This window comes from Caenibius tardaugens NBRC 16725, assembly GCF_003860345.1.
Classification (GTDB): domain Bacteria; phylum Pseudomonadota; class Alphaproteobacteria; order Sphingomonadales; family Sphingomonadaceae; genus Caenibius; species Caenibius tardaugens.
Window position 1 is genome coordinate 1,181,098 of record NZ_CP034179.1, and the last position, 13,500, is coordinate 1,194,597.

At 61.1% G+C, this 13,500-nt stretch carries 10 protein-coding genes; 6 read left to right on the forward strand and 4 right to left on the reverse strand.

Features of this window, described 5'->3' with window-relative positions:
* The first annotated feature begins 26 nt into the window (after nt 1-26).
* Entirely contained in the window at nt 27-1,673 is a 1,647-nt protein-coding gene (locus EGO55_RS05385; RefSeq protein ID WP_021691258.1) for an ArnT family glycosyltransferase, read from the forward strand.
* 78 nt (nt 1,674-1,751) lie between these two features.
* Here the strand turns inward: EGO55_RS05385 and EGO55_RS21355 are convergent, their stop codons facing one another.
* Entirely contained in the window at nt 1,752-4,085 is a 2,334-nt protein-coding gene (locus EGO55_RS21355) for a TonB-dependent receptor (RefSeq protein WP_210766654.1), read from the reverse strand.
* A 48-nt stretch (nt 4,086-4,133) separates the two neighbouring features.
* Between EGO55_RS21355 and EGO55_RS05395 the strand changes: the two genes are divergently transcribed.
* Nucleotides 4,134-4,415 carry a hypothetical protein gene (locus EGO55_RS05395; protein ID WP_124916729.1) on the forward strand — a complete coding sequence of 94 codons (282 nt, stop codon included), beginning with the start codon at nt 4,134-4,136 and terminating at the stop codon, nt 4,413-4,415.
* Nucleotides 4,416-4,448: 33 nt separating this feature from the next.
* Here EGO55_RS05395 and EGO55_RS05400 read toward each other — a convergent pair whose 3' ends face one another.
* Both EGO55_RS05400 and EGO55_RS05405 read right to left on the reverse strand, forming a co-directional pair.
* Nucleotides 4,449-5,126, reverse strand: a complete 678-nt coding sequence (locus EGO55_RS05400) for a hypothetical protein (RefSeq protein ID WP_021691256.1) — start codon at nt 5,124-5,126, stop codon at nt 4,449-4,451.
* The gene (locus EGO55_RS05405; protein ID WP_021691255.1) at nt 5,123-7,087 is read right to left on the reverse strand and encodes an alkaline phosphatase D family protein; all 1,965 of its coding nucleotides are present in this window, start codon (nt 7,085-7,087) and stop codon (nt 5,123-5,125) included. The genes EGO55_RS05400 and EGO55_RS05405 overlap by 4 nt, the downstream gene beginning before the upstream one ends.
* Nucleotides 7,088-7,754: 667 nt before the next feature.
* Here EGO55_RS05405 and EGO55_RS05410 point away from each other — a divergent pair.
* The 4 genes from EGO55_RS05410 to EGO55_RS05425 all read left to right on the forward strand — a co-directional run bounded on the left by EGO55_RS05410 (nt 7,755) and on the right by EGO55_RS05425 (nt 12,488).
* Nucleotides 7,755-8,414 (forward strand): hydrolase, encoded by a 660-nt coding sequence (locus EGO55_RS05410; protein WP_021691254.1) that lies wholly within the window; start codon nt 7,755-7,757, stop codon nt 8,412-8,414.
* Nucleotides 8,415-8,583: 169 nt separating this feature from the next.
* Entirely contained in the window at nt 8,584-8,832 is a 249-nt protein-coding gene (locus EGO55_RS05415) for a DUF1427 family protein (protein WP_021691253.1), read from the forward strand.
* Nucleotides 8,829-10,763 (forward strand): amidohydrolase, encoded by a 1,935-nt coding sequence (locus tag EGO55_RS05420; RefSeq protein WP_021691252.1) that lies wholly within the window; start codon nt 8,829-8,831, stop codon nt 10,761-10,763. The genes EGO55_RS05415 and EGO55_RS05420 overlap by 4 nt, the downstream gene beginning before the upstream one ends.
* Nucleotides 10,764-10,901: 138 nt before the next feature.
* Nucleotides 10,902-12,488, forward strand: a complete 1,587-nt coding sequence (locus tag EGO55_RS05425; protein ID WP_021691251.1) for an MFS transporter — start codon at nt 10,902-10,904, stop codon at nt 12,486-12,488.
* A gap of 53 nt (nt 12,489-12,541) precedes the next feature.
* Here the strand turns inward: EGO55_RS05425 and EGO55_RS05430 are convergent, their stop codons facing one another.
* Complete coding sequence (locus EGO55_RS05430; RefSeq protein ID WP_021691250.1) at nt 12,542-13,471, reverse strand: LysR family transcriptional regulator; 930 nt, start codon at nt 13,469-13,471, stop codon at nt 12,542-12,544.
* Between the last annotated feature and the right edge of the window lie 29 nt (nt 13,472-13,500).

Genomic DNA, 13,500 nt, shown 5'->3' on the forward strand with positions numbered 1-13,500 from the left:
GCCCCCAACCCCGTAACAGAGACCGGATGCGCTGGATTGCACCCGGCCTCCTGATACTGATACTGGCCCTTGCCACCGGCTTGCGGCTGCGCGGTGTCGATTTCGGATTGCCCGCACTGAACGACCCGGACGAACCTTTGTTCATGATGACGGCGTTCGACATGCTGCGGAACCGGAGCCTCAATCCGGGGTGGTTCGGGCATCCCGGCACGGTCACGCTCTATTGCCTGGCCCTGATCTGTCTTGCTGTCGGGGTGTTCGGTGCGCTGACCGGGCGCTTCAGCGGGGCGGACCAATTTGCCAGCGCCGTCTATGCCGATCCCGCGATTGTGTTCCTGCCTGCCCGTCTGTTTATTGTCCTGTGCGGGGTGATCTGCGTCTATCTCACTTATCGTATTGGCAAACGCTTGGGGGGCGAAAGGGTCGGTCTGATGGCCGCCGCGCTTCTCGCGATCAACAGCATTCATATCGAATATTCGCAGATCATCCGCACCGATATGCAGGCCTCGGTCTTCATCCTGCTCTGCATTCTTGCCGCGTTGGGCATTCTGGAGAACGGACGCGAGCGGCACTACCTGCTCGCCGGGTTATGGGTCGGTCTTGCCGCCGCAACGAAATGGCCCGCCGCACTGGTCGCCATCGCGCCACTCTGCGCGGGTCTGGCCCGGATGCGGCAGGGCAAGCACGAAGGCGATCTCCTGATCCTGTCCTTGCTTACCGCCCCGGTGGCGCTGTTTTGCGCCTCCCCCTATCTCGTGCTCGATTATCCGGCCGTCCTGCGCGATCTGGCGGGCGAGGCACGCCCGATCCATCCGGGGGCAACCGGCGGTGGGTTTCTGGCCAATCTGGCATGGTATCTATCGCAGCCACTTGCACGATCGTTCGGTTATGCCGGTCTCGCCGCAGCCGCGCTCGGACTGGCCATCGCCGCACGCCGCGACCGGCGCTGGCGGCTAGTTATCGTGCCGTTTGTTCTGCTGTTCCTTGCAACGCTGTCGCTCCAGCAGCTCGTCTGGACCCGCTGGATCGTGCCGATCCTGCCCCTTCTTGCGCTGGGCGGGGCCTATGCCCTGTGTGCCGCCGCAGAGGGGCTGCGATCCCGCGGCTTCCGCCATGCGGCGATCGCGGGATGGGCTGCCACGGCGTTTGTGATGCTGCCCATGCTGCATGCCAGCGTCATGCGCGGGACGGAAAGAATGCACGACACCCGGCAGGCCGCATCCGCATGGATCACCGCGCACGTCCCCACAGCAACCACCCTGCTGGTCGAGGATGCCGCCATCGACTTGCTCGGCAAGGGCCACCGCCTGCTTTTCCCGCTGGGTTCCGCCGGATGCATCAATGCCCGTCAGGCACTCGCCAGCCAGATGGAATATCAGGAGGTAGCCGACAAACGTGCGTCCAGCCCGCTTGTCGATCTCGGCCATGTGGCGCGCGACAAGATTGAAACCTGCCGGGCCTCTTACGCGATACTCAGCCATTATGATCGTTATCGCGCGGCCCCCGATGCCTTTCCCGATGCACTTGCCCGGTACCATGACCTGCTGACGGATGCCCGGCTCGAAGCGCGCTTTACCCCGCATCCGGGATCAAGCAGCGGCCCGACAACCTATGTGTTCCGGCTGGCCGAAAGAGGCTGTCAGACCAACAACGATGCCCCTCGGCAATGCTAGTGATCAGCCATTGTGTACCGCCATCGGCCACAAAAAAGGGCGGCATAGAGCCGCCCCTTTCCGTCTCTATACCCTGCCTCAGAATTCGAACTTCACATCCACGCCATAAGTACGCGGTTCGGCGAAGATGACCCCGGCAAAACCGAGTGAGCCGAAATCGATCCCCGAGTAGAGATACTTCTTGTCGGTGATGTTCTTGCCCCACAGCGACACCGTGGCGCGCGTCGGCCCCAGATCGATATCGGACAGGGCCAGCCGCGCATCGAAACGCCCCGCTCCGCCATCCGACATCCCCTGATTGAACGGGTTCAGCCGATCGAGCGGGTGGAAATAGATCCGGCTGCGATAGGTCCAGTCCAGCCGCGCCAGGAGCGTACCGACGTTTTCAATCGGCGTTTCATACTGAATGCCCGCATTGGCCGTGGTGCTGGCCGAATAGCCAAAGTGCGCTTCCTTGGCGACGTTGACCAGTTCGTTCGTCTTGCTGTCGCGGATCATGAAGGTCTTGTATTTGCGATCCACGTAACCGACCGAGGCATTGAGTGTCAGCCCTGCAACCGGTTGTGCCAGAATTTCCGCCTCAACCCCCGTGTAGGTCGCCTTGCCTGCGTTCACGGTGATGCTGGAGGCGCCGCCGCTACCAGCCATAAACTGGCTGACCTGCAAATCCTTGTAGCGCGCGTGGAATGCCGTCAGGTTGAACCTGACCCGGCGATCCAGCAATTCGGTTTTCAGGCCCGCTTCATAGGAAATGATCTTTTCGGGATCGAAGCTGCCGCCGACCGAACGCGGATTGAACCCGCCCGACTTGTAACCCGTCGTCGCCCGCAAGTATCCGAGGATATCGTCGGTGAACTTGTAGTCGGCGCTCACTGCCCAGTTCACCTGGCTGAACTTGGCCCGCTCGTCACGAATGATGCTGGCAGCCTGATCCAGATGCTTGCGGTCTTCGGTATAGCGCAAACCGCCAGTCAGGCTCAGCTTGTCCGTTGGGCGGAAAGTGACCTGGCCAAACACGGCGCGCGATTCAGACGTGTGCCGATAATTGAGCTGAGCGGGGATCGAAATGCCCACCTGGTTGGAAATCACGCCATTACCCAGATCAACCGGGGCGGGCGCTGGCAGAACGAGAGTAAGCTGTTGCGGATTGTTCTCGTGCGCTTTTTCCTTGAAGTAGAAAGCACCGAGAACGAAGTCGATCTTGTCACCCACTTTGCCCAGCAGGTTGAGTTCCTGCGAGAACTGTTTCTGCCCACGATCCGTGTACGCGGTGAACAGATTGACCGTATTCACACCCAGCGGCTTATACGCAAAATAAGGTGGCTTCGCCAGATACAGCGGGCTGATCGTGAATCCTTTCAACCCGGAATTCCCGTCAAGATCCGTCGCGGAAACCGTGTTGTCCCATTTGCGCAACCCCGTCAGCGAACGCAGCGTCAGGCTGTCGGACAGGTCGGCCTCGATCGTCAGCGTATGACCGCGAACCTTGTCATGCATCGGTCCCTGATCAAGCCGCAGCGTACGTTGCCGTTCCCGCGAAATCTGCAGTGGATTGCCGCCCAGAGCCGCCGAATGCGACAGGTACTGGAGAATATCCGGCCGCAGGAACGCCAGCTGGAACGGGATCGCCGTGCTCTTCGTATCGTTATAATCGAAGGCATAGTCGACCCGGATCGGGCCGCCGTTATCGAACCGTGCGGCAATGCGGAACGCATCGGTATTATAGGCGCCGGGATCGCGCTTGCCCGGCTGGTTCAGATCGTTGGCATAGCCATCACGCTGTTTGTGCAGGTACGACAGTTTGAACTTCAGACCGGAATTGCCGATCTCGCCCGTATCCACGCTGGTGCGGGACTGGAAGTAATCGAACCGGCCATAGCTGAACGTTTGCGTGGCTTTGAAGCTGTCGGCGGGCTTTGCCGTGATGAAGTTGACCGCACCGCCCGTGGTATTGCGGCCATAGAGCGTACCCTGCGGGCCACGCAGAACCTCCACCCGTTCCAGATCGACGAGATCGAACACCGAACCGGCGGTGCGCCCGATCACCACGCCATCGACATAGATACCGACAGGCGAATCCGCCGTCAGAACAGGATCGGTTTCCCCAATGCCGCGAATATGGATGGCAATATTGGTGGTGGACGAAGGGGATAGCGTGGTGGTGAGGTTCGGGGCTGCCGCGCTGATATTGCTGATGTCCGTGATACCGCGCGCCTCGATCGTTTCTGCTGTCAGCGCGCTGACCGCAAGCGGCGTATCCTGAAGGTTTTCACTGCGCTTCTGCGCGGTAACGACAATTTCCTGAAGCCCCGCGCTTTGTGGTGCGGCGTCCTGTGCCAAGGCCACGCTGCCCCACATAAGTGCCGCGGCCGACACCCCGGCCATCACAGAATAATCCCGGTAGTTCCTCACTGTGTTCTCTCCCATGTTCTTTCATTCTTCTTCAAGAGACATCCAGACATGGCCAGAATCCAGCCAACAATCATTTTTGATTTCACGGATGCCACTTGCCGAACCGATATTAACGGCGCTCATTCCGTTGTCATTTCTCATATCAAATCACTTTACGAAAATGGCCATTATTTCATGTTGATACTTCAATACAATGCTGGGCATTCTCCTTCCTTTCGCACGCAGATGGCTTTCACCATCCCGCCCGACACGTTTTCCGCGCACCAATGCAAACCGCGCACCCACGTCAGCGAAAGCGGTGGCGCACATAAGTTGAAGGCGGAGTCATAATGACCCCGCCTTCCGCTTTGCAGAAAAGACGATTCAGTTTTTCGTCGAAGTCTTCGGTGTGCGCAGGCCCCAGGCGGCTATCCCGAATAGGCCAGAGGCGAATGAGATGAGCGTAAGTGGCGGCATGCCGCCGGGCCAGGTCGAAGGGTCGAACCATGTCGCGATGGCGGGCAAGGCCGCGTGGACCCCGGCCGCCAGAGCGACCAGCGCCAAGGCACCGTGCCGCAGCGGGAACGTCCATTGGCTTGACCGGCGCGCACCAAGTTCCATCACGGCCATGACCGCCGCGCCAAGCGTCAACGAAAGCCCTGCCGTAAACGTCAGTTTCCCCGCGTCGAACAGACGTGCGTAGTAGCCGGGGTTCAACAGCGCGAAGGATAGCAGGCTGTGCGTCAACGCCAGCGCGCCCGCAGTTGCCATCAGCAGCGATGTCGGCCTGTTCGCCTGCCGCCACCGAAACACCCTTGCGACGATCATCAGCAAGGAGGCGACGGCAAGCGCCTTGTTGAGGGTATAGGCTGGCCAATCGACCCAGGGCACCCCTTTGAACACATTGTAGCGCAGCGTTGCATAACCCGTGGCCGCGAGGAAAAGCGCGGCAATCAGCCCCGCTTCACTCCGCACGTCGGCACCATTTGCCGGCTCATGACGAGCCGGCAAGCGGGGTTCGGCGGACGCATCGCGATGGAGCAGGTCGGGGACCGTGCTCACTGAGTTATCCCGCCCAGGGCCTTCACGGTCTCTGCCGGAACGGGCCTGGGCGTGGCCCGTGCATCGCTGGTCGAGACCGAATGGGCAAAAACAAGATCACCACTGTAGCCATCACGAAATTCGAAAATGACCTGCGGTTCGGGATAGGCCTGCCAGCGATCCTTGCCGCCCTGTTCGGGGATGTTGAAGGCGTTGTTGACGCGGATGATCGTGTAGATCGGCCAGCCCTTGCCCCGCGCCTGACCTCCGTTGCCACCGCTGTCGTTGCGATACTGGTTGCTGGCCCAGAGGACGTTCACCAGCCGGTCGCCCGACTTGTACCACCCGGCCGGCGGTGAGCCCCCGGCATCGCCGATACGGTGGTTGCTACTGGTGTGGGGGCCGCTGGCGACATCGTAAACGCCCGGCGCAATCCGCGCGACGAACGACTTGTGCAGATCGCCCGTCAGGAAAAATACGGGTTTGCCGAGCGCTTCGGCAACCTTCAGCAGTTCCTCGCGTTCGTGGAGCTGCGCCGTCCAGCCGTCGTCCTTCGATGCGCCACCCGAACCGGCACCATACCAGGCACCGTTATCATGCGGGACGGCCAGGTTGACCGAGGAGACGATGAAGATGAAGTCCGCATCGCTCTTGCGCAGTTCATCGATCAGCCACGCTTTCTGCGTCGCACCGAGCATGGAGGTTTTCGGGTTCGCCAGATTGGCCTTGTCATGCAGCGTCCGGTTCGAACGCGTATCGAGCAGGAAAAAGTCGGAGTTCGAAACGCGGAACTTCGAAAACAGGTTACTGCCGATCGAATAGCGCACATCTTCGGTCACGTTGAACGACGGTTCGATTTCCACGCGGTGGCGATCGATCACGCGGGCTATGCGATAGACACCGGTATTGCCGAAACCCCACAGCACGTGCAGGTTCGAATACTTCTTCGGATCGAGCTTCGTGAAATCCGCCTGCGGATCGGTGAGCACATTCGTGCCGGCCTGAATTTTCGCGGTGCCGAATACCGAAGGTTGCTGATTGCCGATGTCGGGATTGCTCCATCCGACATAGTCGCGCCAAGCGGCAACGGCCGGATCGCGGAAAACGGCCCGTTCCACGTCATGCTGCAGATCATCCCGGTTGAGATCCTGCTGCCACGGCTTGCCCCGCGCGTCGATCCGGAAGCCGGTTTCGCCGGAACCTGTCACGTCATTGAGGATTTCGTGATCGTCGAGCGTCACAAACAGCGGCACCTCACGGTAGAAATCCGCCAAGGCCTGCGACCCTTCAAGGTAGATCTTGTAGTTGTTCCAAACGCCAGCAATGCCTTTGGCATTGTTCGCTATCTTCGGCAGTTTGGTAATACCGTTGGCCGCGGCCCATTCCTGCTCGGTCTGTTCACGACCCTTTTCATAGAGCCAGTCGCCATTCTGAATCTGGAAGTGAATGCGATCTTTCAGTTCGGCCAGCATGCGCGTGTAGGTGGGTGGCAGTGGCCGGTTGCTCTGGTTGTTGCCCGTGCCGATCTCGAAGGCAAAGTTGAACAGGCCTTTCGGATTGACCTTCGCGTCGACATAGTCGGCCGCTGCGGGCAGTGTCAGGAAGCTGTTGATTTTGCCATCGACGCGGGTGTCGGCCAGTTTTCCATTCAATTCCAGCGCATAGTAGTATTTGGTGCCCGGCTTGAGGCCCGTCAGTTGCGCCCAGCCGGTCGCATCGTGATCCCAGTTCGTTGTCACTGGCGCAGAACGCTGCGGGTTCGCAAGATCGGGGGATGTCGAATAGACCACGCGGAAGGTCGCCGGTGCGCGCGTCCGCGCCCAGACACGGATGGATGTCGTGCTGACATTACCAAGTTGGGGCCCATGGGTGAAGCCGTCGAGCTTCTCCACGGCGGGCGCTACCGCTGTGGTTTGTGCCACGCCTGCCTGCGGCGCCAGCGTGAAAGCGAATAGGGCAAGCGCACCGATACGGCGCTTCATCGTAAATCTCGTCATAAGGATATTGGCCTTGTGGAAGTCCGCTCCTGCCAGGCCAGAAGATGCACGCTGCGGCCGCCTGTAACAGCGTCACCGGCAGGAATGCCGTCATCCTCGGGCACATGACCGGGCGATCATGCAAATGGTAGCCGCAAACCGACACGCGCCCCAATCGGCACATGAACCGGTCGACAACGTGATCGAATGGAACGGTCCAGTGGTCTGGCGCCGCAAATTGGCCCTGAAACCTGGCGGTGTCGCCCCGGAATCATGCGATAAGCCATGATTACGCGGGACCGGAATACTCGGAATCCGCGGGCCAGATCTTAAAAAACGCGCGGCATCTATGGCCATCGATACCGCGCCCAACAAAGTCTACTTATTTGATTGAAATCACTGTCGTCAGCAAAGTTTTGTTTGCACACCCCAAAGCCGGGCTTGTTCCGGCACTATCTGGAAAACAGTGCGCATCAGGCTGACAACGCGAACGTGGCGCCAGACAATACCGTTCCAGCCTACCCCCCGCACCGATACGGACCCCGGCGATCATTTCTACTTTCTGGAACAGTTGGGGTGATTTTATCTGTCTGGCTGGCACAATTAGTCCATTCTAAACCTCTCCTCACCCCCGATCCTAGCGGGGCCGCAAAATTCCAGAGGAGAGCCAGCCATGTCGATCAAAGCCACACCGACCCCTGCCAAATCCTTGCTGGAGCCGGGCAACCACGCGCTGGTACTCATCGATTTCCAGTCGCAAATGGCCTTCGCCACCAAATCGATCGCCCCCGAATTGCTGCGCAACAACGCGGCGTTGCTGGCCAACAGCGCTGCGGGCTTCGATGTCCCGACCATTCTGACGACCGTCGCCGAAAAGAGCTTCTCCGGCCCGATGTTCAGCGAAATCACCGATGCCTTCCCCGGTCAGCCAATGCTTGACCGCACCAGCATGAACACATGGGAAGACCCGGCAGTGATTGCGGAAGTAAACCGCATCGGCAAGGATCGCCTCGTCTTTGCGGGCCTGTGGACGTCGGTGTGCATTGTCGCTCCGGTGCTGTCTGCGCTCGATCAGGGCTACGAAGTCTATGTGATCACCGACGCCAGCGGCGATATCTCGGAAGAAGCGCATGACCGTGCGGTCGAACGCATGGTGCAAGCTGGCGCCATACCGATGACTGCCCTGCAGTATCTCCTCGAACTGCAGCGCGACTGGGCACGGGCCGCGACCTACGACCTGACCACCGGCATCGCCCGGAAATGGGGCGGCGCCTATGGTTTGGGCATTACTTACGCCCGGACGATGTTCGACGCATCGGAAGGCGGTCACTGATCCCCTTCAGGCAAGGGGATAGCCCGGCTCACCGCTTGCGTGCTTCCGGCTGATCTTCCCGCAGCGGACCGGAGGAATTTCTCATGGGATTTACCGCCAACCGACAGCACCGGAGCTTTTCACGAGGATGGGCGTTCGAGAAGGACAGGCCCAACGGGAGGACGGATCGATGAAAATCTATCTTATTGCATTGGGTGCCGGGCTACTGGCAGGCTTTGTCTATAGCCTGCTCGGCGTCCGATCCCCTGCCCCGCCGGTTGTCGCGCTCATCGGCCTGGCCGGGATTTTGCTGGGCGAACAGATCGTCCCCATCGCCAAAAGACTGTCCGACCGTGCCGAACTGGCCCGTTATGTTCGCGACAATTGCGCGCCGCAGATCCTGGGCACCCCCACCCCTCCTGCGGAGCATGATTCATGAACCCAATCACCCGCCGCGAGGCGCTTGCGGGCGCTGCCACGACTGCCCTCCTCACTGCAACGGAAAGCTTTGCCATGTCCCAGTCCGATCTGATCATCGTCAATGCCAAGGTGACCACGCTCGACCGCGCCAATCCGCAGGCCGAAGCTGTTGCGATCCGCAACGGCACGTTCCTCCATGTCGGCACCGAACAGGATGTCCGCGATGCCGTCAGCCCCGGTGCGACTGTGATCGACGCCAAAGGGCGCCGTCTGATCCCCGGCCTGATCGACAGCCACATCCATGTCATTCGTGGCGGGCTCAACTATAATATGGAACTGCGCTGGGACGGCGTGCCAAGCCTTGCCGATGCCATGGCCATGCTCAAAAAGCAGGTCGCGAACACCCCCCCGCCGCAATGGGTGCGGGTGGTCGGTGGCTTTGCCGAGCATCAGTTCGTCGAGAAAAGGCTGCCGACGCTTGACGAAATCAATGCCGTCGCACCGGACACGCCCGTGTTCATCCTCCATCTTTATGATCGCGCCCTGCTCAACGCCGCGGCGCTGCGGGTCGTGGGCTATACCAAGGACACCCCAAACCCGCCGGGTGGTGAAATCGTTCGCGATGCAGCGGGCAATCCCACCGGGCTCCTGCTTGCCCAGCCCAATGCCACGATCCTCTACGCCACGCTCGCCAAGGGGCCGAAGCTGCCCGAAGAGTATCAGGTCAATTCGACGAAGCATTTCATGCGCGAACTGAATTCGCTGGGTGTGACCAGCGTGATCGATGCGGGCGGCGGCTATCAGAACTATCCTGATGACTATGCGATCATTGAAAAATTGCATCAGGATGGCGAACTGACCCTGCGCATCGCCTACAATCTCTTCACCCAGAAACCGAAGGAAGAGCTGAAGGATTTTGCCACCTGGTCCACGCAAGTGAAGCCCGGTGATGGCGACGACACCTATCGTCATAACGGTGCGGGCGAAATGCTGGTCTATTCCGCCGCCGATTTCGAAGATTTCCGCGTCGAACGGCCCGACATGCCGCCCACCATGGAAAGCGATCTCGAACCCGTGGTGCGCCTGCTTGCCGAGCGTCGCTGGCCATGGCGGCTTCATGCCACCTATGATCAAACGATCAGCCGCGCGCTCGACGTGTTCGAGAAGGTGAACCGGGACATCCCCCTGCAAGGCCTCAACTGGTTCTTCGACCACGCCGAAACCATCAGCGAACGCAACATCGACCGCATCGCCGCGCTGGGCGGCGGCATCGCGGTGCAACACCGCATGATGTATCAAGGCGAATATTTCATCGAACGCTATGGCGCCCGGGCCGCCGAAGCAGCCCCACCGATCAAGCGCATGATGGCGGCCGGCCTGCCGGTCGGCGCGGGCACCGATGCGACACGCGTCGCAAGCTATAACCCCTGGGTGTCGCTCTCGTGGCTCGTCACCAGCAAGACGCTCGGAGGCACGACGCTCTATCCGGTGCGCAACCGCCTCGACCGTGAAATGGCGCTGCGGTTGTGGACGGAAAAAAACACATGGTTTTCGAACGAAGTGGGCAAGAAAGGCCAGATCAAGACGGGCCAGCTCGCGGATCTCGCATTGCTGTCCGACGATTATTTCAGCGTCGCGGAAAGCGAGATCGTCCATTTGCGCGCTGTGCTCACCATCCTTGGTGGCAAAGTCGTACATGGCGAGGGCGATTACGGCCCCATCGCCCCCGCGCTGCCTCGGGCCATGCCCGAATGGTCGCCAGTGGCAACGTTCGGGGGTTATTATCGTCGGCCCGAAGGGGACGCACAGAAGATGGCCTCGGCTTGCGGCTGCGCCTCATCCTGCGCGGTGCATGGTCACGATCATGCCGCTGCGCTGGGGCAGGCATTGCCCGTTGCCGATGTCCAGAGTTTCTGGGGCGCCTTCGGCTGCGGTTGCTGGGCAGTCTGAGCCTTGGCCTCTCCCAAGCGCCCGTCCGGGCAAATCGCGCACCCCGGTGACGCGCATGTGTGAAACCTGTATGTGCCGCAAACATGCGGCAGGGATCGATGGCTTGCAATACAAGGTGATAAGGCAGGAGCGCGGACAATGACCACGACACCCGCTTCCGCTGCGGAACAACCGCTGGCCAGCCCGATGTTCCGCGCCTTGTGGATTGCGACCATCGTATCCAACGTCGGCACCTGGATGCACGATGTCGGCGCGGGCTGGCTGATGACGTCGCTGTCACCCGATCCGTTGATGGTTGCGCTGGTGCAGGCAGCGACCACCTTTCCAATGTTCGCACTGGCGCTGCCCGCAGGTGCGCTCGCCGACATCATCGACCGCCGCCGCCTGCTGATCGGTGCGCAACTGTTCGGACTGGTCGGGGCCGCCGGGCTCGCCGGCATTACACTTGCGGGTTTCACGACCGCGTGGATTCTGCTCGTCTTCACGGCCCTGATTGCTGTCGGCGCGGCCTTTTCGGCCCCGGCATTTCAGGCGATCGTCCCCGAACTGGTGCCAACCAAGGCGTTGCAGCAGGCGGTTGCGCTCAACTCGCTGGGGGTCAACATTGCCCGCGCCATCGGCCCCGCACTGGGCGGTGTGATCATTGCCGCATCGGGCCCGGCCGCAGTCTTCGCGGTCAACGCCCTGTCGGTTATCGGCGTTATCATCGTGCTTGTCCGCTGGCGCCGCACGATCCCCGAACGCAGCCTGCCCGCCGAACATATGATCGGCGCCATGCGCGCAGGCCTGCGTTATGCCATGCGTGCCCCCGAACTCCAGATCGTGCTGGTCCGTTCCGTGGGCTTCTTTCTGTTCGCCAGCGGCCTGTGGGCGCTCCTGCCGATCATTGCACGGCGCGATCTCGGTCTGGGTCCGGCGGGCTATGGCGGGTTGCTGACTTTCATGGGCCTGGGCGCGATTGCCGGGGCGATGCTGATGCCCAGGCTGCGCGGCCGGATAAGCGTCAACATGATTGCGCTGGCGGCTTCTGTGATGCTGGCAGGGGCAATGGCGACGCTGGCGACAGTCACCAATTTCTGGTCGGCCTCTGCGGCGCTCTTCGGTGCGGGCCTCGCGTGGATTGCCATGATGGCGACGCTCAATGGCGGCGCACAGGCAACATCGCCCGGCTGGGTCAAGGCGCGCGCGCTCGCCATCTACCTCCTGATATTCCAGGGATCGATGGCGGGGGGCTCGGCACTCTGGGGCACGGTCGCCTCGCGGATCGGCGTGCCATCAACCCTGGGTATAGCGGCAGGACTGCTCGCAGCGGTCGCACTGATCCTCGCATGGCGCGCTCCCTTCGACCGCACCAGCACGCTCGATCTGGCCCCTTCGGCGCATTGGCCGGCACCGCTGGTGGACGGTGGGGTGGAACATGACAGCGGGCCGGTGCTGGTTACCATCGAATATACTATCGCCCCCGAGAAAGTCGCCGATTTCTTCGACGCGATGCAGGACATGCAGCGTATTCGCCGCCGTGACGGGGCAATCCATTGGGGCGTGTATGAAGACACCGCACACCCCGGAACTGTGATCGAGACTTTCACCGTCGAAAGCTGGCTTGAACATCTGCGCCAACATGATCGCGTGACCAACGCCGACCGCGTCTATCAGGATGCGCTGGCCGAATTCCACATAAAGGAAACCCCGCCAAAGGTCCGTCATTTCGTCACCCGCTCATGACGGCGCACATCCATGTCCCGCATGGGAAGCGCGGCAAAACCTGCCCGCAGGGTCTACAGTTCGGGCAACCCGGTGGCCTCGGCATCATGGCGCCCCAGTTCAACGAACTGTTCGAGAAGCCATGAGGCCGCAGGGCCGGGCGGTGTGTCCCGCCGCCATACGCCCGCAAAGCGATAGATGCCGCCGGGATAATCGGGCATAGCGAGCTGGACCAGCGTGCCTGCGGCCAGATCGGACTGGATCAGTGGCAGTGGCATATTGCCCCAGCCGACCCCTTCACGCAGCAAGGCATGCTTGGCGCCCAGATCCGCAAGGCGCCATGTCGTGGGGCTCATCACCGAATAGTCCTGTCCTTCGGTGAAGCGCGATCGATCGGTCAGCACGAGCTGGGTATAATCGCGCCCCGCAACCGGCGGAATGCGTTCCATCCGGCCCAATGGATGATCGGGCGCGGCAACAGGCACCATCACAATGGCACCGGCGGCCACGCATTCGACACCTTCGACCCCGGCTGCAAGCGGACCCGAAATGCCGACAATCGCCTTGCGATCGAGAACCATCTCGGTAATCGCCCCCAATGCTTCGACATGCAGGTGCAGCTGGACGGTCGGGAACTTCTTGGCAAAAGCGCGCAACACCCTGCCCAGCCGGTCAGCAGGCAGCATCACATCAACCGCCAGATCGATCTCGGCTTCGAGACCGTCAAGCAGACCTTTGACCTTGGCGCGCAGCCGGTCGATGCCGAGCGATATCCCGCGCGCTTCTGCCAGTAGCGCACGGCCTGCCGCGGTAACCTGCGGCTTGCGCGTTCCTTCACGCTCGAACAGCGTCAGTCCGAGCTGCGCTTCGAGGTTGGAGATACCATAGCTGATAACCGACACCGCGCGATTAAGCCGGCGCCCCGCCGCTGCAAAGCTGCCTGTGTCCACGATTGCGAGAAAGATACGCAATTGATCGAGCGTTGGCGTGCCGGGGTTGTTCACTTTTCAACTTCCTCGAAGAAACTGATAAA

What these genes read in the sequence shown, in the direction of transcription:
- EGO55_RS05385 (WP_021691258.1), top strand. Translation starts at nt 27, where the DNA reads ATGCGCTGGATTGCACCCGGCCTCCTGATACTGATACTGGCCCTTGCC.
- EGO55_RS05395 (WP_124916729.1), top strand. Translation starts at nt 4,134, where the DNA reads ATGGCCAGAATCCAGCCAACAATCATTTTTGATTTCACGGATGCCACT.
- EGO55_RS05405 (WP_021691255.1), bottom strand. Translation starts at nt 7,087, where the DNA reads ATGAAGCGCCGTATCGGTGCGCTTGCCCTATTCGCTTTCACGCTGGCG.
- EGO55_RS05410 (WP_021691254.1), top strand. Translation starts at nt 7,755, where the DNA reads ATGTCGATCAAAGCCACACCGACCCCTGCCAAATCCTTGCTGGAGCCG.
- EGO55_RS05415 (WP_021691253.1), top strand. Translation starts at nt 8,584, where the DNA reads ATGAAAATCTATCTTATTGCATTGGGTGCCGGGCTACTGGCAGGCTTT.
- EGO55_RS05420 (WP_021691252.1), top strand. Translation starts at nt 8,829, where the DNA reads ATGAACCCAATCACCCGCCGCGAGGCGCTTGCGGGCGCTGCCACGACT.
- EGO55_RS05425 (WP_021691251.1), top strand. Translation starts at nt 10,902, where the DNA reads ATGACCACGACACCCGCTTCCGCTGCGGAACAACCGCTGGCCAGCCCG.